This window comes from Microbacterium sp. BE35 (genome assembly GCF_031457705.1).
GTDB classification, from domain to species: Bacteria; Actinomycetota; Actinomycetes; order Actinomycetales; family Microbacteriaceae; genus Microbacterium; species Microbacterium trichothecenolyticum.
Genome location: NZ_JAVDXD010000002.1, coordinates 1,089,033 through 1,108,832 on the forward strand (window position 1 = coordinate 1,089,033; position 19,800 = coordinate 1,108,832).

Annotated in this window: 18 protein-coding genes; 16 read left to right on the forward strand and 2 right to left on the reverse strand. The window is 70.5% G+C overall.

Annotated features, from left to right (window positions below):
• Positions 1 to 29 precede the first annotated feature (29 nt).
• From dapA to dapF, 14 genes are all read left to right on the forward strand, one after another.
• Positions 30 to 1,007 carry a 4-hydroxy-tetrahydrodipicolinate synthase gene (dapA, locus tag J2Y46_RS11010; protein ID WP_045297277.1) on the forward strand — a complete coding sequence of 326 codons (978 nt, stop codon included), beginning with the start codon at positions 30 to 32 and terminating at the stop codon, positions 1,005 to 1,007.
• Positions 1,008 to 1,076: 69 nt separating this feature from the next.
• A complete protein-coding gene (locus J2Y46_RS11015; RefSeq protein WP_045297276.1) occupies positions 1,077 to 2,753 on the forward strand; it encodes a ribonuclease J in 1,677 nt (558 codons plus the stop codon).
• Between the two features lie 159 nt (positions 2,754 to 2,912).
• A complete protein-coding gene (locus tag J2Y46_RS11020) occupies positions 2,913 to 3,407 on the forward strand; it encodes a GNAT family N-acetyltransferase (RefSeq protein WP_310242264.1) in 495 nt (164 codons plus the stop codon).
• A gap of 98 nt (positions 3,408 to 3,505) precedes the next feature.
• On the forward strand, positions 3,506 to 6,250 hold the full coding sequence (locus J2Y46_RS11025; protein WP_310242266.1) for a DNA translocase FtsK 4TM domain-containing protein: 2,745 nt from the start codon (positions 3,506 to 3,508) through the stop codon (positions 6,248 to 6,250).
• 43 nt (positions 6,251 to 6,293) lie between these two features.
• On the forward strand, positions 6,294 to 6,866 hold the full coding sequence (gene pgsA / locus J2Y46_RS11030; RefSeq protein ID WP_310242267.1) for a CDP-diacylglycerol--glycerol-3-phosphate 3-phosphatidyltransferase: 573 nt from the start codon (positions 6,294 to 6,296) through the stop codon (positions 6,864 to 6,866).
• Entirely contained in the window at positions 6,863 to 7,345 is a 483-nt protein-coding gene (locus J2Y46_RS11035; protein ID WP_045297273.1) for a CinA family protein, read from the forward strand. Before pgsA ends, J2Y46_RS11035 begins: the two co-directional genes overlap by 4 nt.
• A 150-nt stretch (positions 7,346 to 7,495) precedes the next feature.
• Positions 7,496 to 7,804 carry a helix-turn-helix domain-containing protein gene (locus J2Y46_RS11040; RefSeq protein ID WP_045297272.1) on the forward strand — a complete coding sequence of 103 codons (309 nt, stop codon included), beginning with the start codon at positions 7,496 to 7,498 and terminating at the stop codon, positions 7,802 to 7,804.
• A gap of 17 nt (positions 7,805 to 7,821) precedes the next feature.
• Entirely contained in the window at positions 7,822 to 8,046 is a 225-nt protein-coding gene (locus J2Y46_RS11045) for a DUF3046 domain-containing protein (RefSeq protein WP_045297270.1), read from the forward strand.
• 259 nt (positions 8,047 to 8,305) lie between these two features.
• Positions 8,306 to 9,355, forward strand: a complete 1,050-nt coding sequence (gene recA / locus J2Y46_RS11050) for a recombinase RecA (RefSeq protein WP_045297268.1) — start codon at positions 8,306 to 8,308, stop codon at positions 9,353 to 9,355.
• 40 nt (positions 9,356 to 9,395) lie between these two features.
• Positions 9,396 to 10,232, forward strand: a complete 837-nt coding sequence (locus J2Y46_RS11055; protein ID WP_310242270.1) for a regulatory protein RecX — start codon at positions 9,396 to 9,398, stop codon at positions 10,230 to 10,232.
• Between the two features lie 119 nt (positions 10,233 to 10,351).
• Positions 10,352 to 11,917 (forward strand): tRNA (N6-isopentenyl adenosine(37)-C2)-methylthiotransferase MiaB, encoded by a 1,566-nt coding sequence (gene miaB / locus J2Y46_RS11060; protein WP_310242272.1) that lies wholly within the window; start codon positions 10,352 to 10,354, stop codon positions 11,915 to 11,917.
• Positions 11,918 to 11,951: 34 nt separating this feature from the next.
• Positions 11,952 to 12,869, forward strand: a complete 918-nt coding sequence (gene miaA / locus J2Y46_RS11065) for a tRNA (adenosine(37)-N6)-dimethylallyltransferase MiaA (RefSeq protein ID WP_310242367.1) — start codon at positions 11,952 to 11,954, stop codon at positions 12,867 to 12,869.
• Complete coding sequence (locus J2Y46_RS11070; RefSeq protein ID WP_045297376.1) at positions 12,866 to 13,288, forward strand: GNAT family acetyltransferase; 423 nt, start codon at positions 12,866 to 12,868, stop codon at positions 13,286 to 13,288. The genes miaA and J2Y46_RS11070 overlap by 4 nt, the downstream gene beginning before the upstream one ends.
• Before the next feature lie 44 nt (positions 13,289 to 13,332).
• Positions 13,333 to 14,205 carry a diaminopimelate epimerase gene (dapF, locus tag J2Y46_RS11075; RefSeq protein ID WP_310242274.1) on the forward strand — a complete coding sequence of 291 codons (873 nt, stop codon included), beginning with the start codon at positions 13,333 to 13,335 and terminating at the stop codon, positions 14,203 to 14,205.
• A 6-nt stretch (positions 14,206 to 14,211) separates the two neighbouring features.
• Here dapF and J2Y46_RS11080 read toward each other — a convergent pair whose 3' ends face one another.
• A complete protein-coding gene (locus J2Y46_RS11080) occupies positions 14,212 to 14,868 on the reverse strand; it encodes a methyltransferase (RefSeq protein ID WP_310242276.1) in 657 nt (218 codons plus the stop codon).
• Positions 14,869 to 15,028: 160 nt separating this feature from the next.
• Between J2Y46_RS11080 and hflX the strand changes: the two genes are divergently transcribed.
• Positions 15,029 to 16,546, forward strand: a complete 1,518-nt coding sequence (hflX, locus tag J2Y46_RS11085; protein ID WP_045297263.1) for a GTPase HflX — start codon at positions 15,029 to 15,031, stop codon at positions 16,544 to 16,546.
• A gap of 24 nt (positions 16,547 to 16,570) precedes the next feature.
• Here the strand turns inward: hflX and J2Y46_RS11090 are convergent, their stop codons facing one another.
• On the reverse strand, positions 16,571 to 18,511 hold the full coding sequence (locus J2Y46_RS11090; RefSeq protein ID WP_310242278.1) for a prolyl oligopeptidase family serine peptidase: 1,941 nt from the start codon (positions 18,509 to 18,511) through the stop codon (positions 16,571 to 16,573).
• Positions 18,512 to 18,785: 274 nt separating this feature from the next.
• Here J2Y46_RS11090 and J2Y46_RS11095 point away from each other — a divergent pair, with 274 nt between their 5' ends.
• Entirely contained in the window at positions 18,786 to 19,748 is a 963-nt protein-coding gene (locus J2Y46_RS11095; protein WP_045297258.1) for a methylenetetrahydrofolate reductase, read from the forward strand.
• The last annotated feature ends 52 nt before the right edge of the window (positions 19,749 to 19,800 follow it).

The window sequence follows — 19,800 nt, forward strand, 5'->3', positions numbered from 1 at the left end:
GGGGCGCGGCATCCCGATAACCTGAATGCATGACGCATACGGGCAACCCCTTCGGACAGGTGCTCGTCGCGCTCGTCACCCCCATGACGGCCGACGGCGAGGTCGACTGGCCCGCTGTCGAGAAGCACATCGACGACGTCATCACCGCGGGCGCCGACGGCATCGTCGTGACCGGCACCACGGGTGAGACGTCGACCCTCACCGACGCGGAGAAGATCCGCCTCGTCGAGGTCGGAAAGGATGTCGCCGCCGGCCGCGCCAAGATCATCACGGGCGGCGGGTCGAACGAGACCGCCCACGCGATCGAGCTCTACAAGGCCAGCGAGAAGGTCGGCGCCGACGGCATCATGATCGTCACGCCGTACTACAACAAGCCCACGCAAGCCGGCATCCTGACGCACTTCCGCCTGGTCGCCGATGCGACCGATCTGCCGGTGATCCTGTACGACATCCCGGGCCGCACCGGCGTGCCGATCCGGTACGAGACGATCCTGCGCCTCGCGAAGCACCCGAACATCCTCGCCATCAAGGACGCCAAGGGCGACTTCAGCGAGGTGAGCCGCGTGCTCAACCAGACGGACCTGATGTACTTCTCGGGCGACGACGCCAACGTGCTGCCGCACCTCGCGATCGGCGCCACGGGGCTCATCGGCGTCACCGCGAACATCGCGGCGCAGCCTTACCGTGCGATCGTCGACGCCGTCAACGCCGGTGACCTCAGGACGGCCACCGCAGCGCACCAGCAGCTCGAGCCGCTCGTGCGGGCCGTGATGACCCACGTGCCCGGCACGGTGTCGGCGAAGTACATCCTCCACGGCCTCGGCCGCATCGGCAGCCCGCGTGTGCGGCTGCCGCTGGTCGGACCGGAGGAGTGGGAGGCCGCCAAGATCGAGGACGAGCTCGCTCTCGTGAACGATGTTCCCGGCGCCGACTTCTCGAACTTCCGCCCCGACCGCAACGCCGCCGCCGGCGGCGCGCTGCCGAAGGTCTCGGGCACCACGAGATGACCACCGCGCCGTCGAACCGTCGACGGCGCGCAGATGACGGGCGTCCCAGCGCCCGGAGGAGGCTTCGCAATGCCCACCACCCCGTACGACCCGCCGGAGCTCGAAGCAGGAACCCTACGGATCGTCCCGCTCGGCGGCCTCGGCGAGGTCGGCCGCAACATGACGGTGTTCGAGTACGGCGGGAAGCTCCTCGTCGTCGACTGCGGCGTGCTGTTCCCTGAGGAGCACCAGCCCGGCGTCGACCTGATCCTTCCCGACTTCGAGCCGCTCAAGAAGCGGCTCGACGACATCGTCGGCGTCGTGCTCACGCACGGACACGAGGACCACATCGGCGCGGTGCCGTACCTGCTGAAGCTGAAGAGCGACATCCCGATCATCGGATCGGGGCTGACGCTCGCACTCACCGAGGCCAAGCTCAAGGAGCACCGGATCAAGCCGTACAGCCTCACGGTGGCGGAGGGGCAGCGCGAGAACCTCGGGCCGTTCGAGCTCGAGTTCGTCGCGGTGAACCACTCGATCCCCGACGCGCTCGCCGTCGCGATCCGCACGCCCGCGGGTCTCGTTCTCGCGACCGGCGACTTCAAGATGGACCAGCTGCCGCTCGACGGCCGGCTGACCGACCTCCGCGCGTTCTCGCGGCTGGGGGAGGAGGGTGTCGACCTCTTCCTCGTCGACTCGACCAACGCCGATGTGCCCGGCTTCACGCCCCTCGAACGGTCGATCGGCCCGGTGCTCGACCAGGTGATCGGCAAGGCGCCGCGGCGCGTGATCGTGGCGAGCTTCTCGAGCCACGTCCACCGGGTGCAGCAGGTGCTGGATGCTGCCGCCGCCCACGGCCGCCGCGTGGCCCTCCTCGGCCGCAGCATGCTGCGCAACATGACGATCGCCGAGGACCTCGGCTATCTGCACGTGCCCGAGGGCGTGCTCATCGACTACAAGAAGGCCCGCGATCTGCCGGACGACCAGATCGTCTACATGTCCACCGGCTCGCAGGGCGAGCCGATGGCCGTGCTCAGCCGCATGGCGAACCTCGACCACGCGATCGAGCCCGGCCCCGGCGACACGGTGATCCTGGCGTCGAGCCTCATCCCCGGCAACGAGAACGCGGTGTACCGCGTGATCGACGGGCTCACCAAGCTCGGCGCGAACGTCGTGCACAAGGGCAACGCCAAGGTGCACGTGTCGGGCCACGCCGCGGCCGGCGAGCTGCTCTACTGCTACAACATCCTGAAGCCGAAGAACGTGCTGCCGGTCCACGGCGAGTACCGCCACCTGATGGCGAACGCGCGTCTCGCGCAGGACACGGGGATCGACCCCGAGCGCACGATCCTCGCCGAGAACGGCACCGTGATCGATCTCAAGGACGGCGGCGCGCACGTCGTCGGACAGTACGACCTCGGCTTCGTCTACGTCGACGGGTCGACGGTGGGCGAGATCACGGACGCCGACCTCAAGGATCGCCGGATCCTCGGCGAAGAGGGCTTCATCTCGGTGATCGTGGTGGTCGACGCGTCGACCGGCAAGATCATCTCCGGACCGGAGGTGCACGCCCGCGGCTTCGCCGAGGATGACGCGGTCTTCGAAGACGTCAAGCCCAAGATCGCCGCAGCGCTCGCCGAGGCAGCCAAGTCCGGCGTCCGCGACCAGCACGCACTCTCGCAGATCGTCCGCCGCACGATCGGCCGCTGGGTCAACCAGTCGCTGCGCCGCCGGCCCATGATCGTCCCGCTCGTCATCGAAGCGTAGCGAGATGACCATCAAGCGGAGAATCGAAGCGTAGCGAGATGACCGTCACGCGGAGAATCGAAGCGTAGCGAGATGACCATCACGCGGAGAATCGAAGCGTAGCGAGTTCGCCATCCGCGGAGTATCGAGGCGTAACACGCGAGCCGTACGATCGGCGTCGTGGCCACTTCGTTCCGCATCCGCCCCGCCGTGTCGGCCGACGGCGCCTTCCTCGGCGACATGGTCGTCGAGGCGGCCAACTGGCGCCAGGGCGGCGCGCGGCCCCGTCACGAGGTGATCGGCGGTGCCGAGCACCGGCGCTACGTGGCGGGCTGGATGCGGCCCGGCGATGCCGGCTTCGTGGCGGAGGACGCCAACGGCGAGCCGGTGGGCGCCGCCTGGTACCGCATGCTCCCGCGCGACGAACCCGGGTTCGGGTACGTCGGCACGGGGGTGCCCGAGCTCATCATCGGCGTCCGCCCGATCTGGCGCGCCCACGGGGTCGGGCGCGCACTGCTGCAACGGCTCTGCGAACACGCGGGAGCGCAGGGGTTCGCGCGCATCAGTCTCAGCGTGGAGCGGGGCAACTTCGCCTCGACGCTGTACCGCAGCGAGGGCTTCGCCGTCACGCAGAGCGGATCGGGCCGCGACACGATGGTCAAGCGCCTGCGCTGAGGCGTCCGGCGAAGCGGGCCCCCGCGACGCGCCCGGCCCGCGGCGTCACGGCGGCGTGGTTGCGGGCAAATGTCGGGCTGTCGGCCTACCGTGGGGGGATGGCCAGGAGCTCAAGCCCGACCAGCCGGTCGCGCGCGTCTTCGAGCGCGTCGACGAACGCGCGTTCGAGCGCGTCCTCGTCGACGCGCAAGCCCGCGGCCGCGAAGCCGGCACCCGCACCCAAGCGCTACGTCGACGAACCCGACCGTCCGCCGGTCATCGTGCGGGCGTGGATGGGTCTCGCGCACGCCACCGGCGGCCTGTTCCGCGCGTTCGGTCCCGAGGTGCTCGAGAAGGACCAGCGCCGCGACGGCTTCCCGTTCCTTCTCGTGCTGCTGGCGATCGCCGGCGCCGTGAACGAGTGGTTCTTCATCGGCGGCGAGGTCGCCAAGACCATCAGCGCGTACACCGTGGGGGGCCTCATCGGCCGCGAGGCGTTCGTGCTCCCCGTGCTGCTGCTCGTGCTCGCGGGCTGGATGTTCCGGCATCCGTCCTCCGTGCACGACAACGGGCGCGTGGGCATCGGCTTCGGTTTGCTCGTCGTCACGATCGCGGGCTTCTGCCACGTGGCGGGCGGACGCCCCCAGCCCAACGAGGGGCTGCCGGCGCTGAGCGAGGCGGGCGGCCTCTTCGGCTGGATGCTGGGCGAGCCCCTCGCACTGGTGCTCACCGACGTCGGCGCGTACATCGTGCTGTCGCTGCTGGCGGTGCTCAGCATCCTGATCATCACGAAGACGCCCCCGAACCGCATCGGGCGCCGCCTGGGCGAGCTCTACGCCTGGATGTTCGGCGCGGAGCCCCGGGACGAGAAGGCGACGACGGATGCTGCGGCCCCGGCCGCTGCGGACGACGAAGGCGACCCCTCGCTGCCGTTCTGGCGCCGCAACAAGACCGGACGCGAGAAGGACCCCGAAGGCGGTCTCGGCTCCCAGGATCTGACGGAGCTGCTGCCGGCCGGTTCGTCGCAGGGAGGGTTCGAGCAGGCGGTCGTCCAGCCCGTGCCGCCACCCCCCGCGCCCCCGACCGACGCGCTCACCGAGGTCATCGACCCGGCGGTGCTGTCGGCGGCGAAGGCGGCGACCTCCTCGCGCACGTCGCTCCGCGACGACGCCGAGGTCATCGAAGACGACGGCACTCTTCCCGGCCTCGACGGAATCGGCTCCGTCGCGTCGGTCGATTCCCCGTCCGCACCGTACCGACTGCCCTCGGTCAACGCGCTCGCCGCGGGGTCGCCCCACGTGGCGCGCTCCCAGGCCAACGACGACACGGTCCGGGCGATCACGAGCGTGCTCGACCAGTTCTCCGTCGACGCGCGTGTGACGGGCTTCTCGCGCGGACCGACAGTGACGCAGTACGAGATCGAGCTCGGCCCCGGCGTCAAGGTGGAGCGCATCACCGCGCTCACGAACAACATCGCCTACGCGGTGGCCTCCAACGAGGTGCGCATCCTCGCGCCCATCCCGGGCAAGAGCGCCATCGGCGTCGAGATCCCGAACACCGACCGCGAGATCGTGACGCTCGGCGACGTGCTGCGCTCGCAGACGGCGACCAGCCAGACGCACCCCATGACGATCGGCGTCGGCAAGGACGTCGGCGGCGGCTACGTCATCGCGAACCTCGCCAAGATGCCGCACCTGCTCGTCGCCGGGTCCACCGGTTCGGGCAAGTCGAGCTTCGTGAACTCGATGATCACGAGCCTCCTGATGCGCGCCAAGCCCGCCGACGTGCGCATGGTGCTCATCGACCCCAAGCGCGTCGAGCTGACGTCTTACGCGGGCGTGCCGCACCTGATCACGCCCATCATCACGAACCCCAAGAAGGCCGCCGAGGCGCTGCAGTGGGTCGTGAAAGAGATGGACATGCGGTACGACGACCTCGCGTCGTTCGGCTTCCGTCACATCGACGACTTCAACAAGGCCGTCGTGGCAGGCGAGATCACGCTTCCGCCGGGCAGTGAGCGCGTTCTCAAGCCCTACCCGTACCTGCTTGTCGTCGTCGACGAGCTCGCCGACCTCATGATGGTCGCGCCTCGCGACGTCGAGGACTCGATCGTGCGCATCACGCAGCTCGCGCGCGCGTCGGGCATCCACCTCGTGCTCGCGACGCAGCGACCCTCGGTCGACGTCGTCACGGGCCTCATCAAGGCCAACGTCCCGTCCCGTCTCGCGTTCGCCGTGACGAGCGTCACCGACTCCCGCGTCATCCTGGACCAGCCCGGCGCCGACCGCCTCATCGGCCAGGGCGACGGCCTCTTCCTGCCGATGGGCGCCTCGAAGGCGCTCCGCGTGCAGGGCGCGTGGGTGAGCGAGAAGGAGATCGAGGAGGTCGTCAAGCACGTCACCCACCAGGCGCGACCGGAGTATCGCGCCGACGTGGCGGCGGTGGCCGAGAAGAAGGAGATCGACGCCGATATCGGGGACGACCTCGAGCTGCTGCTCGCGGCGGCCGAGCTCGTCGTGTCGAGCCAGTTCGGCTCGACGTCGATGCTCCAGCGCAAGCTCCGTGTCGGCTTCGCCAAGGCGGGACGCCTGATGGACCTCCTCGAGTCCCGCGAGATCGTCGGCCCCTCCGAGGGGTCGAAGGCCCGCGACGTGCTGGTGACGGTCGAGCAGCTGCCGTCGGTGCTCGCGCGGCTGCGCGGCGAGGATGTGCCCGTCGCGGCGCCCGCACCCGCGGCTCCTGCCGCGGAGGCGGACGACCGCTATGGGGCGGATGCCGTGGCCTCGCAGTACGACGGCTACCCCGTGGTCGAGAGCGAGGACGACGGCTCCGAGGACGCGTGGGGTCTCACCGGCCGCGACTGACCCCAGGCTCCGCCCGACCGGGGCGCGCCGATAAGCTCGGGCCATGGCGATCCCCCGGCAGCTGCCCAACGCGATCACGATCGTGCGCATCCTGTGCGCGCCGGTCTTCCTGTGGATGCTCCTGGCCGACGGGGGAGCGGACGGCGCCCTGCGGTGGTGGGCGGCCGTGCTGTTCATCGTGGCGATCGCGACCGACGGAATCGACGGCTACCTCGCGCGAAAGCACGACATCGTCACCGATCTCGGCAAGCTGCTCGACCCCATCGCCGACAAGGTGCTCACGGGCTTCGCCTTCATCGGCCTGTCGATCCTCGGCGAGCTGCCCTGGTGGATCACGATCATCGTGCTCATCCGCGAGATCGGGATCACGGTGTACCGGTTCATGGTCGTGAGCGACCACGTGCTGGCGGCCGCCTGGATGGGCAAGCTCAAGACCCTCGCCCAGGGTCTCGCCCTGTCCTTCGCCCTGCTGCCGCTGTGGACCCTCGTGGGCGACTGGATCTTCTGGGTCAACGGGGGGCTCATGACGATCGCGGTGATCCTGACGATCGCGAGCGGCATCGACTACATCGTGACCGAGATGCGTGCCGCCGGCGCGAAGCGGAGGGACGCGTGACGGATGCCGCAGCCGCGGTGCTGCGCGCACTCGACGGTCGCGGCTGGTCCATCGCGGCAGCCGAGTCGCTGACGGGCGGGCGCGTCACCGCGACGCTCGTCGACGTTCCGGGGGCCTCCGCGCACGTGCGAGGGGGGATCGTCGCGTACGCCACCGACATCAAGGCGACCCAGCTGGGCGTGGATGCCGATCTTCTGGCGGACCGCGGTCCGGTCGACGCGGAGGTCGCGGTGCAGATGGCGAAGGGCGTGCGTCGCGCGCTGCACGCCGACGTGGGCGTCGCGACGACCGGAGTCGCCGGCCCGGATCCGCAGGACGGCAAGCCCGTCGGCACCGTCCACATCGCGGTCGTGACACCCGAGGAGGTCGTGTCGTCATCCCTCGAACTGGCGGGAACGCGCGACGAGATCCGCACCCGGACGGTCCAGAGCGTCCTGGAGCTCGCGCTCACCGTGGTGGGAGGCATCCGTCATCCGTGAGACCGAGTCCGGGAACAGAAGGTGTTTCGTCTCGGTTACATTCGGTGATTCCCACCCATTGCCCAGTTCACGGGATTAGATTGACATCATCCGGTGCTGTACTGTTGGCCACCCGGACGACGGTGGAATCAGAAGTGAGGAGGGGCCCTGATGATCCTGGTACGTCAAGAGATCGGCGAAGTGCTTCGTGATTTCCGCCAGCAGAAGGGACGGACCCTCCGCCAGGTGGCCAGCCGCGCAAGCGTGGCGCTGGGCTATCTGAGTGAGGTGGAGCGCGGCCAGAAGGAGGCCTCGAGCGAGATCCTCGCGTCGGTGGCCGAGGCGCTCGATGTTCCCATCTCGATCATCATGCGCGAGGTGGGCGACCGCATCTCGGTCCTCGAGGGCCTGCAGACCTTCCCCGACGTCGTCCCCGACGACCTCATGGCATCGGTCGACGCCGAGCTTTCGCTGCGCTGATCGCGCCGCTTCTCCATATGCGTCGCAGTGAGTTCCAGCGCGCCGTGAGCGACGAGTTCGGCGCACGCGCGAACGCCGTCGTGACGGATCTGTATCTGTCGAAGGTGGGCGGTCGAACAGCCGCTGAGGCGATCGATGCGGGCGTCGACCCGCGCGAGGTATGGCTCGCACTGTGCGAAGAGCTCGAGGTTCCCGCCGAGCGCCGGTACGGCGTCGGACGACTCGAGCCGCGCCGCCGCTGACCTGCTCCGCGGCGCGCGTTTCCGCCGCCGCGGCACGGCGTGTCATCGAAGAAGTGTTCGAGATCCGCGTAGGCTCCTGCACAGCAGATGTCGAGAGCGTGTTTTCCACGCAGCGGGAAGGAGCGAAGACGGATGTCGGAGCCCCTCCCTAACGTGAACAGCGTCGAACGACACCTCACGCCTTGTCGCAGCATCCGTCCCACCGGGACCGAGCGCGACAGCCTACAGGCGACGGAACGCGAGCACAGAGGAGCACGTCATGCCATCACCCGTTGACCGCGAGAAGGCCCTGGAATCAGCCCTCGCCCAGATCGACCGGCAGTTCGGGAAGGGCTCGGTGATGCGCCTCGGCAGCGACGAGCGCGCTCCCGTCGAGGTCGTGCCCACCGGCTCGATCGCCCTCGATGTCGCACTCGGCATCGGCGGACTCCCGCGTGGCCGCATCATCGAGATCTACGGACCGGAGTCGTCGGGTAAGACGACGCTGACTCTCCACGCGATCGCCAACGCGCAGCGCGCCGGCGGCATCGCCGCGTTCATCGACGCCGAGCACGCGCTCGACCCCGACTACGCGCAGAAGCTCGGCGTCGACATCGACGCACTGCTCGTCTCGCAGCCCGACACGGGTGAGCAGGCCCTCGAGATCGCCGACATGCTCGTGCGCTCCGGCGCGATCGACCTCATCGTGATCGACTCCGTCGCCGCTCTCGTGCCCAAGGCCGAGATCGAAGGCGAGATGGGCGACTCCCACGTGGGTCTGCAGGCGCGCCTCATGTCGCAGGCGCTGCGCAAGCTCACCGGTGGTCTCAACCAGACCAACACCACGATGATCTTCATCAACCAGCTGCGCGAGAAGATCGGCGTGTTCTTCGGCTCGCCCGAGACCACCGCCGGTGGAAAGGCGCTCAAGTTCTACGCGTCGGTCCGTCTCGACATCCGTCGCATCGAGACCCTGAAGGATGGCGCTGAGGCGGTCGGCAACCGCACCCGCGTCAAGGTCGTCAAGAACAAGATGGCGCCGCCGTTCAAGCAGGCGGAGTTCGACATCCTCTACGGCGTGGGCATCTCGCGCGAGGGCAGTCTCATCGACTTCGGTGTGGAGCACGCCATCGTCAAGAAGTCCGGCGCCTGGTACACCTACGAGGGCGAGCAGCTCGGGCAGGGCAAGGAGAACGCCCGCAACTTCCTCCTCAAGAACCCGGATGTCGCGGCAGAGATCGAGACGAAGATCAAGACGAAGCTCGGCATCGGCGTGCCCAAGGCCACGGGTGAGGTCGCGGACGAGCTGGCGGCGCGCCGCCCGGCCTGATGGTCTTTGTTCCGACGGAGCTCAACGAGCGGGGTGAGCGATGAGCGGCGGGTCCGACGTGGAGAACAACGGCGGGCTCGCCCCCGTGACATCGCTCTTCGGCGACCGTAGCGCGAAGGCGTACCCGAAGACCGCGGCGGACGTCAGGCAGGAGCTCGAGGATCGCATCCCCGCGGGTCGAGTCGACCAGGGCTCCTCGGCCGGGCCCGCTTCCGCGCCCTCGGCAGCGGCTGCGGCTGAGTGGCGGACCGAATGGGACGACGACCCCGGCGCGAGCACGGGCGCACGCACGGGAGCCGAGCACGACGAGCGAGATGAGCAGCCCATCGACCTCGACGCCGAGCGCGCCGGCAGAGGACGCTCGGTCGGGGGTCGGCGAGGTGTGCCGGAGGCCGCCGATGCGGCCGAACTCGGTCTGCTGAAGAAGCTGCGCGCACGGCAGCTCTCGGTCTCGGAGGCGAAGACGTACCTCGGCCAGTACGGGCTCGGCCAGGAAGGCGTCGAGGCGATCCTCGACGCCTTCCTCCAACGCGGCTACCTCGACGACACCCGTCTCTCGGAACAGGTGGTGCACGCCGGCGTCGATCGCAAGGGACAGGGGCGGCAGGCGCTCTCGCAGAGCCTCGCGAAGCGGGGTATCCCGCGCGACATCGCCGACGCGGCGCTCGCAGAGCTGCCCGACGACGACGCCGAACGTGCGCTCGAGTTCGCCCGATCCAAGGCGGGCTCCATGCGCGGGCTCGAGCGGGACGTCGCTCTTCGTCGTCTCGCCGGCCAGCTGGCGAGACGCGGCTACGGAGGCTCGGCGGCGCTCAACGCCGCCCGGCAGGCGCTGGACGAGTCGACGCGTCCCTCCGGGCGCGTGCGGTTCGACTGACGCCCAGGCCTGAGCTCGTCCGTGGCATGCCACGGGCGGGGCCCGGTTGCCGCCGTTCGGGGACGCAGGATCCACTGCCAGCCTCCGCGCATGCGGACGGCTCGTAGAATGGCGGGATCATGTCTTCCCCTTCCGCCACCCCGACTCTGATCGCGCCCTCCCAGGCTGCGCACGATGTCGACGGGCGTGCGCGCACCTATGAGGTGCGCACGTTCGGCTGCCAGATGAACGTGCACGACTCGGAGCGTCTCTCCGGTTCGCTCGAGAGCGCCGGCTACGTCCGCGCCGAGGCGGGCGAAGAGGCCGATGTCGTCGTCATCAACACGTGCGCCGTGCGCGACAACGCCGCCGGCAAGCTGTACGGCACGCTCGGTCACCTCAAGTCCCGCAAAGACAAGCACGAGGGCAGGCAGATCGCCGTCGGCGGCTGCCTCGCGCAGATGGACAAGGATGTCGTGCAGCAGAAGGCGCCGTGGGTCGACGTCGTCTTCGGCACCCACAACATGGGATCGCTGCCGAGCCTGCTCGAGCGTGCGCGCCACAACGGCGAGGCCGAACTAGAGATCCTCGAGTCGCTCGAGATCTTCCCGTCGACGCTGCCCACCAAGCGCGACAGCGTCTACAGCGGTTGGGTGTCGATCTCGGTCGGCTGCAACAACACGTGCACGTTCTGCATCGTGCCGAGCCTGCGCGGCAAGGAGAAGGACCGCCGCCCCGGTGACATCCTGAACGAGATCCGCCTCCTCGTCGACGACGGCGCGATGGAGGTCACCCTCCTCGGCCAGAACGTCAACTCGTACGGCGTCGAGTTCGGCGACCGCCAGGCGTTCGGCAAGCTGCTGCGCGCCGCGGGTGAGATCGAGGGGCTCGAGCGCATCCGCTTCACGAGCCCGCATCCGGCCGCGTTCACCGACGACGTCATCGACGCGATGGCCGAGACCCCGGCCGTCATGCCGCAGCTCCACATGCCGCTGCAGTCGGGCAGCGATCGCATCCTCAAGGCGATGCGCCGGTCGTACCGCAGCGATCGGTTCCTCGGCATCCTCGACCGTGTCCGCGAGAAGATGCCCGACGCGGCGATCACGACCGACATCATCGTCGGGTTCCCGGGCGAGACCGACGAGGACTTCGAAGACACGATGCGCGTCGTCGAGCAGGCGCGATTCGCGAGCGCCTTCACGTTCCAGTACTCGATCCGCGAAGGCACCCCGGCGGCGACCATGCCCGACCAGGTGCCCAAGGAGATCGTGCAGGCGCGCTACGAGCGGCTCGCCGCCCTGCAGGAGCGCATCTCGCGCGAAGAGAACGAGAAGCAGCTCGGTCGCGAGCTGCAGGTGCTCGTCTCGACCGGCGAAGGCAAGAAGGACGCCGAGACCCACCGCCTCACGGGCCGCGCCGAAGACAACCGGCTCGTCCACTTCGAGGTGCCCGAGGGCTCCGAGACCCCGCGCCCCGGCGACGTCGTCTCGGTCGTGGTGACGCATGCCGCGCCGTTCCACCTGCTCGCCGACGGGGTCGATGGCGCGCCGCTGCGCATCCGTCGTACGCGCTCCGGCGACGCGTGGGACCGCTCGCAGGCGGAGTCGTGCGGCATCCCCGCACCAGCCGGTGGCGCTTCGACAGGCTCAGCAGGCGCACCGCGCGCGGTCTCGCTGGGCCTGCCGACGCTGCGCATCGGCGTCTGACCCCTCCGTGAACACCCCGGCCGACGACGCCGCAGTGACGCCGCCGCGCCTGTGGGCCGTCGTCGGTGCGACGGGGACGGGCAAGACCGCGCTGTCTCTCGAGCTCGCCGCAGCGCTCGCGGCCGGCGACCGCCCGGCAGAGATCGTGAACGCCGACGCGATGCAGCTCTATCGCGGCATGGATATCGGCACCGCGAAGCTCCCCGCAGCCGAGCGGCGAGGCATCCGTCATCACCTCTTCGACGTGCTCGACGTCACCGACGACGCCGCGGTCGCCTGGTATCAGGATGCTGCGCGCACGGCGATCCGCGAGGTCCATGGTCGCGGCGCCGACGCCGTGCTGGTCGGCGGTTCCGGGTTGTACGTGTCGAGCGTGCTCTTCGACTTCCGCTTCCCGCCGCGCGATGAGGAGCTCCGCGCGCGCCTCGAGGCGGAGCTGGACGCGCGCGGCCCCGGAGCCCTCTACGGGCGCCTGCGCGAGCTGGATCCCGCGACGGCGGCCAAGGTCGATCCGCGCAACGGCCGCCGCATCGTGCGCGCGCTCGAGGTGCTCGAGCTCGGTGAGCGCACCCACGGCGCGATGCTGCCCGACGCGCCCGTCCGCTGGTATCCCGACACCCGCATCATCGGCGTCGCCGTGCCCCGCGATGAGCTCGTGGTCCGCCTCGACGCGCGCGTGGAGGCGATGTGGCGAGACGGGCTCCTCGACGAAGTGCGGGCGCTGCGCGCGCAGGGCCTCGAACGCGGGGTGACGGCGCGCCGTGCCATCGGCTACGCGCAGGCGCTGGCTCAGCTGACAGGCGAGATGACCGAGGCCGAAGCGATCGCCGAGACGCAAGCGCTGACGCGCCGTTACGCCCGGCGCCAGGTCTCGTGGTTCAAGCGCTACGACGATCTCCGGTGGGTGGATCCGGGAACGGATGCTGCGGCCCTGGCAGACTCGTGGTCATGAGCATCGCGATCCGGGCCTTCGATCTCCCCGACACCGAGGCGGTCGTCTCGCTGTGGCAGCAGGCGGGGCTCACGCGGCCGTGGAACAACCCGTACCAGGACATCCGCCGCAAGCTCTCCGTGCAGCCGGAGCTGTTCCTCGTCGCCGTCGACGACCGAGCGATCGTCGGCACGGTCATGGCCGGCTACGACGGCCACCGGGGCTGGCTCTACTACCTCGCGAGCGCGCCGGACCGGCGCGGCGAGGGCATCGCACGCAAACTGGTCGCCGAAGCCGAGGAGCTTCTGACCGAGATGGGCTGCCCGAAGGTGCAGCTCATGGTGCGGCCCGAGAACGGGATCGCGAGGGGGTTCTACGACTCGCTCGGCTACGAGCCGTTCGAGACGTGGAACACCGGCAAGCGCCTCATCGCCGACTGAGCCGGGCCGGGCCGGGGCCCGGATCCCGCCCGTAGACTGGTGCGATGCCGCAGACGATCGCGTTCACCAAGGGCCACGGCACCGGCAACGACTTCGTGATCGTCCCCGACCCCGACGGCGCGCTCGACCTCAGCGACGACCAGGTCGCGGTGCTGTGCGACCGGCGCTTCGGGATCGGCGGCGACGGCATCCTGCGCGTGGTGCGCGCGGGAGCGATCGACGAGGCCGCCCAGGCGGCGGAATCCGGGGCCGAGTGGTTCATGGACTACCGCAACGCCGATGGTTCGAAGGCGGAGATGTGCGGCAACGGCGTGCGGGTCTTCGTGCGCTACCTCGTCGACGTCGGCTGGGCCGACGTCGACGGTGAGCCGCTCAAGGTCGGCACCCGCGCGGGCATCAAGACCGTCACGCGCAGCGACCGCGGGTACGAGGTCGACCTCGGCCCGTTCGTCGTCGACGACTCCGGAGTGCTCGTGCGCACGCGCGGCGGGGGCGCTCCTCGTCCGGGTGTCGGGATCGACGTCGGCAACCCTCACGTCGTCGTGGCGCTGCCCGACGACGCCGAGCTCGAGGGACTCGACCTCGCGGCGCAGCCCCTGCTGCAGCCGGAGCCTCCCCACGGCGCGAACGTCGAGTTCGTCGTGCCGAGCGACCCGCTCGTGCACGAGGGCGTCGGCTCGATCCGCATGCGTGTGTTCGAGCGTGGGGTGGGCGAGACGCTGAGCTGCGGCACCGGGGTCGCGGCCGCGGCGCTCGCGGTGCGGCACTGGGCCGGTCCTGCGGCACCGGACCACTGGGTCGTCGACGTCCCCGGCGGCACGCTGGGCGTGCGGATGCCGGAGATCGACGGCGAGCGGCACGTGCTCCTGTCGGGTCCCGCGACCCTCGTCTACACCGGCGAGGTCACGCTCGCGTAGCGGCTCTCAGCCCTCGGGCAGTTCGGGCAGGTCGATCGGTTCGCTCGGCGGTGAGCCGTGGCGGCGCACCTTGAGCACGCGGAAGCCGCGAGCGGTCGCCGCGCGGTGCACGGTGAAGCGGCGGTCGAGCGTCGCCGCGAGCCATCGCTGGAGCGAGTCCGAGCCGAGGTTGCGCTGCACCGCGAGCCAGGCGTCCGCGCGGTCGTCGAGCCGGGGGAGCCAGCGCTCGAGCAGGCCGTGCAGCTCGTTCTTTCCCACGCGGATGGGCGGATTCGACCGGATCGTGCGGAACAGGATGTCGTCGGGAACATCATCGGGCAGCGACGCGTTGACGTTGGAGAGCCCGAGTGCTGCCGCGTTGCGGCGCACCAGGTCGAGCGCTCGCTCGTTCACGTCGACGGCCCATACCGTCGCGTGCGGCGCGTCGAGCGCGAGGCTGAGCGCGATCGGTCCCCACCCGCACCCGAGGTCGAGGAAGTTCCCGCTCGCCGGAGGCGGGGGAGTGTTCGACAGCAGCACCGCGGTTCCCGAGTCCACGTGATCGGGGCTGAAGACGCCCCCGGCAGTCGTGACCTCGAGATCGCGACCGGCGAGTGTGACCCGGATGCGGCGCAGGTTCTCGGGGCTGGCGGGCGTCGCACTGAAGTAGTGGTCGCTCCCCATGGCTGACGAGCCTAGCGGAGGTGCTCCGCACAACGGGAGCGCGCCGGCGATCCAGGGGTTCGGGGCGAAGCCCCATCGGGCAGAGCTAGAATTCACGGATGCTGCGAACCGGCCGATGAACGGCGGAAAACGGCATCCACGGCAACAAGCGAAGGAACACATGACGGATACCACGACACCCCAGAGCACCGACGAGACGCCGGTCGACCCGGTGGATCGCGTGCTGGCGCGCGCCGAAGCGCGCTCGGGGGTGCACGTCTTCGGAGCCGCCCAGGCGCTCCAGGACGAGGCGACGATCGGGCGTGCCGACACCGACGGCGAGCAGTGGGACCGCGAGGAGCGGGCCGCACTGCGGCGCGTCCCCGGGCTCTCCACAGAGCTCGAAGACGTCACCGAGGTCGAGTACCGGCAGCTGCGCCTCGAGAACGTCGTCCTCGTCGGCGTGCACCCGCAGGGGGAGACCGAGGACGCCGAGAACTCGCTGCGCGAACTCTCGGCGCTGGCCGAGACCGCCGGAGCGGTCGTGCTCGACGGCGTGCTGCAGCGGCGTCCGCACCCGGACCCCGCGACCTACGTGGGTCGCGGCAAGGCGGAGGAGCTGCGCGACATCGTCGCGTCGGTCGGCGCGGACACCGTGATCGCCGACACCGAGCTCGCGCCCAGCCAGCGGCGCGCCCTCGAGGACGTCGTCAAGGTGAAGGTGATCGACCGCACGACGGTGATCCTCGACATCTTCAGCCAGCACGCGAAGAGCCGCGAGGGCAAGGCCCAGGTCGAGCTGGCGCAGCTCGAGTACCTCCTTCCGCGCCTGCGCGGCTGGGGTGACTCGATGAGCCGCCAGGCCGGTGGCCAGGTGGGCGCGGGCGGCGCGGGCATGGGCTCGCGCGGCCCCGGTGAGACGAAGATCGAGCTCGATCGTCGCCGCATCCGCACGCGCATGGCGCAGCTGCGCAAGCAGATCCGCGACTTCGCGCCGGCGCGCGACGCCAAGCGGGCCGAGCGCAAGCGCAACACGATCCCGTCGGTCGCGATCGCCGGGTACACCAACGCCGGCAAGTCGTCGCTGCTGAACCGCCTCACGAGCGCGGGCGTGCTCGTCGAGAATGCCCTGTTCGCGACGCTGGACGCGACCGTGCGGCGCACCGAGACCGGCGACGGCCGGATCTACACGCTCACCGACACGGTCGGGTTCGTGCGCAACCTGCCCCACCAGCTGGTGGAGGCGTTCCGGTCGACCCTCGAAGAGGTCGGCGACGCCGACGTCATCGTGCACGTCGTCGACGGCTCGCACCCCGACCCGGCCGCACAGCTGGCGACGGTGCGCGATGTGATCGGCGACGTCGGCGCGCGCGACATCCCCGAGATCATCGTCTTCAACAAAGCCGATCTGATCGACGACGACGCGCGGCTCCTGCTGCGTGGACTCGAGCCGAAGGCGGTGTTCGCGTCCTCTCGCACGGGCGAGGGGATCGACGAGCTGCGGGCCCTCATCGAGGAGACGCTGCCCCTGCCGGCCGTCGAGGTGCGGGCGCTCGTGCCCTACGACCGCGGCGACCTGGTGTCGGCGATCCACGAGCAGGGGATGATCCTCTCGCAGGAGCACGAGGAGGGCGGCACTGCCGTGCACGCCCGCGTGGGCCAGCACCTCGCCGCGCGTCTGTCCCCCTTCACTGTCTGAGACCGCGAGCCGCCGCTCGAGACGCTAGTCGAGCTCGAGCGGCGGCACTCCCGGCGTGTCGAAGCCGAACACCTGCCCGAGGAACGCGAGTTCGGCCTCCATCGTGCGCACGAGCGTCGTCGCGCCGCGGAAACCGTGCCCTTCGCCCTCGAACGCGAGGTACGCATGGGCGACGCCGTTCGCCGCGAGAGCGTCGCGCACGGCCTCGGACTGCGACGGCGGTACGACGCGATCGTCGAGGCCCTGCTCGATCAGCAGCGGGGTGCGCAGTCGATCCAGGTGCGACAGCGGCGACCGCTCCACGTACAGCGCCTCCGCCTCGGGAAGCGGCCCGACCATGCCGTCGAGATAGCGGGCTTCGAAGTCGTGCGTGTCCTCAGCCAGCTTGCGCAGGTCGGCCACGCCGTAACGGCTGATGCCCGCGCCGAACGCGTCGGAGTTCGTCAGTGCGCACAGCACCGTCCAGCCGCCCGCCGAGCCGCCCGCGATCGCCAGCCGGCCCCCGTCGGCCGAGCCCGCCTCCGCGAGTCCGCGGGCCGCGGCCACGACGTCGTCGACGTCGACCACGCCCCACTGCCCGAGCAGGCGCTCGCGATAGGCGCGGCCGTAGCCGCTCGAGCCGCCGTAGTTGACGTCGAGCACGCCGATTCCCCGGCTGGTCAAGTACGCGATCTTCCCGGATGCCGCGCCGCCCACGTGATCCGTCGGACCGCCGTGCACGAACACGACGTACGGCGCTCGCTCGTCATCGGGCGCCACGACCCCCGGGTTCGTCGGCGGGTAGTCGAAGGCGTGCACCGGCCCGTGCGGCCCGGGCACGGTGATCGGGCGGGAGCGCGGCATCCACTCGGCTCCCCACGGTGAGGTACCGCCGACGATGAGCCGTGTCGCCGCGGGATCGTCGACGCGGACCTCCCACAGCCCGGCGCCCCCGGAGCCTGCGCCCGAGAGCAGCACGCGGGTGCCGCGGGCGTCCTCGATCGACAGACGCGTCACCGCGTCGACGGGCAGCGCGCGCCGCTCGCCGGCGGCACCGAGAACGACGAGCTCCTCCGCCCCGTTCGCCTCGACCGCGGCGATGCGCCCGTCGGCGAGCAGCGTGAACCACCGCGTGCCGAGCACCCACAGCGGACCGCCGGTGTCGGCGTCGACAGCCGCGACCGGCTCGTGGTGGAGGTCGGCCGTGAGCCGCAGCCGCCACAGGTTCCAGCGGCCCGTCGGGTCGTCGGCGTAGACGAGGTCGTCGTCGTCCACCCACTCGGGCTGCAGCGGCGAGGAGCCGCCGCCGGCGACCGTGGTCCATTCCGGACCGTCCCCGCCGACGAGTCGGCCGACGCGCAGCTCTGCGCGATCCCAGGCCATGTGGGGGTGGTTCCACGCGATCCAGGCGAGACGCGAGCCGTCGGGCGACAGCGCGGGGTGGGCGACGAAGTCGCTGCCGCTCGCGAGCGATGCCAGGCGTGCTGCTGAACCCACGCCCCCTCCGTCCCGGGGGATGTCCACGATGTCGCGAGCCGGGACCGCGGTGCCGCGGGTGTGATCCTCGCGCACGGCGAGCAGGCGGCCGTGCTGCAGCGTCAGGCCGCCGAAGCGGACGTCGCCGCCCTCGGGCGTGAGCGGGCGCGGCTCAGCGCCCGGGTCGAGCCGCCAGACGCGCTGGTCGGTCTTCTCGACGAAGTACAGCACACCTTCGTCGTCGGCCGTCCATGAGCCGCCGCCGTACTCGTGCACGCGCGATCTGGCGCTCCACGGCGCGGGGAGCACATCGACGACGGCTCCGGATGCCGCCCTCCGGCGCACCGCGGAGCGGCCGCCCTCTTCGGGCACGGACTCGCCCCACCACACGTCCGGCTCATCCGCACCGACGAAGCGCGCACCCTCCAGACGCGGCGAGGCCGCGGAGACCTCCGCGGCGGAGATGGGGGAGGGCCAGCTGCCGTAGGGGCGCACGTGCGGTGTCGTCACGACACCACGGTACGACGAAGCCGGCCGGAGCCGCGATCGAAACAGAACGTCACAGGCGGCACCACGGCGGTGCGCTCCGCTACCGTGGACGAATCGTCGCCCGGTCGTCCTCACGGACGCCCCGAACCTCGGGGCCCGGGCAGGAGCGACAGCCGAGCCCGGCACCCGCCCGCGAATGACACCCCTTCCGCCGTCCCGGCGGGTGGAGGTGCCGCGGCCGATCGGGCCTTCCCGTACGGCTCAGCCCTGTCCGCCGATCCCTGAGAAGCAGGCCATGTCGATCGACCTGAGCACTCCTCCCGTGCCGATCTCCTTCGAGGTGTACCCGCCGCGCTCCGACGCGGGCGTCGCCGCCCTCCACGAGACGATCCGCCACCTGGCGTCGGTCGACCCGCGGTTCATCTCGGTGACCTACGGAGCGGGCGGCTCCACCGGCGGTCGTTCGCTCGAGCTGCTCACCCACATCCTGCGCGAGACCCACGTCGACCCGCTCGCGCACCTCACGTGTGTCGGAAACACCTACGCCGGCGCGAACGCGCTGATCCGGGAATTCCTGGATGCCGGGATCACGAGCTTCCTCGCACTCCGAGGCGATCCGCCGGCAGGCGTATCGGAGGACGACGTCTTCCTCGGCGATCTCGACAGCGCGGCGCAGCTCGTGCAGCTCATCGACCGCGTGCAGGCGGAGCGTGAGCCCTACAGCGAAACGCCCATCCCCGGCGTGCCGGGTGCGGTCCGGCTGGCGGAGCGCCCTCGCGTCGACATCGCCGTGGCGGCGTTCCCGAACGGCCACCCGCGGTCGAGGCATCCGTTCGAAGACATCGACGCGCTGCTCGCGAAGCAGGCGGCCGGCGCGACGCTCGCGATCACCCAGCTGTTCTTCCACGCTGACGACTATCTGGCGTTCGTGCAGCGATCGCGCGAAGCCGGTGTCACGATCCCGATACTCCCCGGCATCATGCCGATCACCTCGCCCACACGGCTGCGCCGGGTGCTCGAGCTGACAGGCGAGCAGCTGCCGGCGGACCTCGCCGTCGCGCTCGACATCGAGCCCACCGTCGAAGGCCAGCGCGAGGTCGGCGTCGCGCACGCCGCGCGACTCGCTCGCGAGGTCGTGGACGGGGGCGCCCCCGGCGTCCACCTGTACGCGTTCAACAACCACGAGACGGTTCTGGACGTGCTGAGCGAAGCCGGGGTGCTCGACCCCGCCACGCGAATGCCCGACGCCGTCCGCTGACCCCGGACGCCGCGATCCGTCGTATGCCCGACGGGTCTCTTCGGCGACCCCG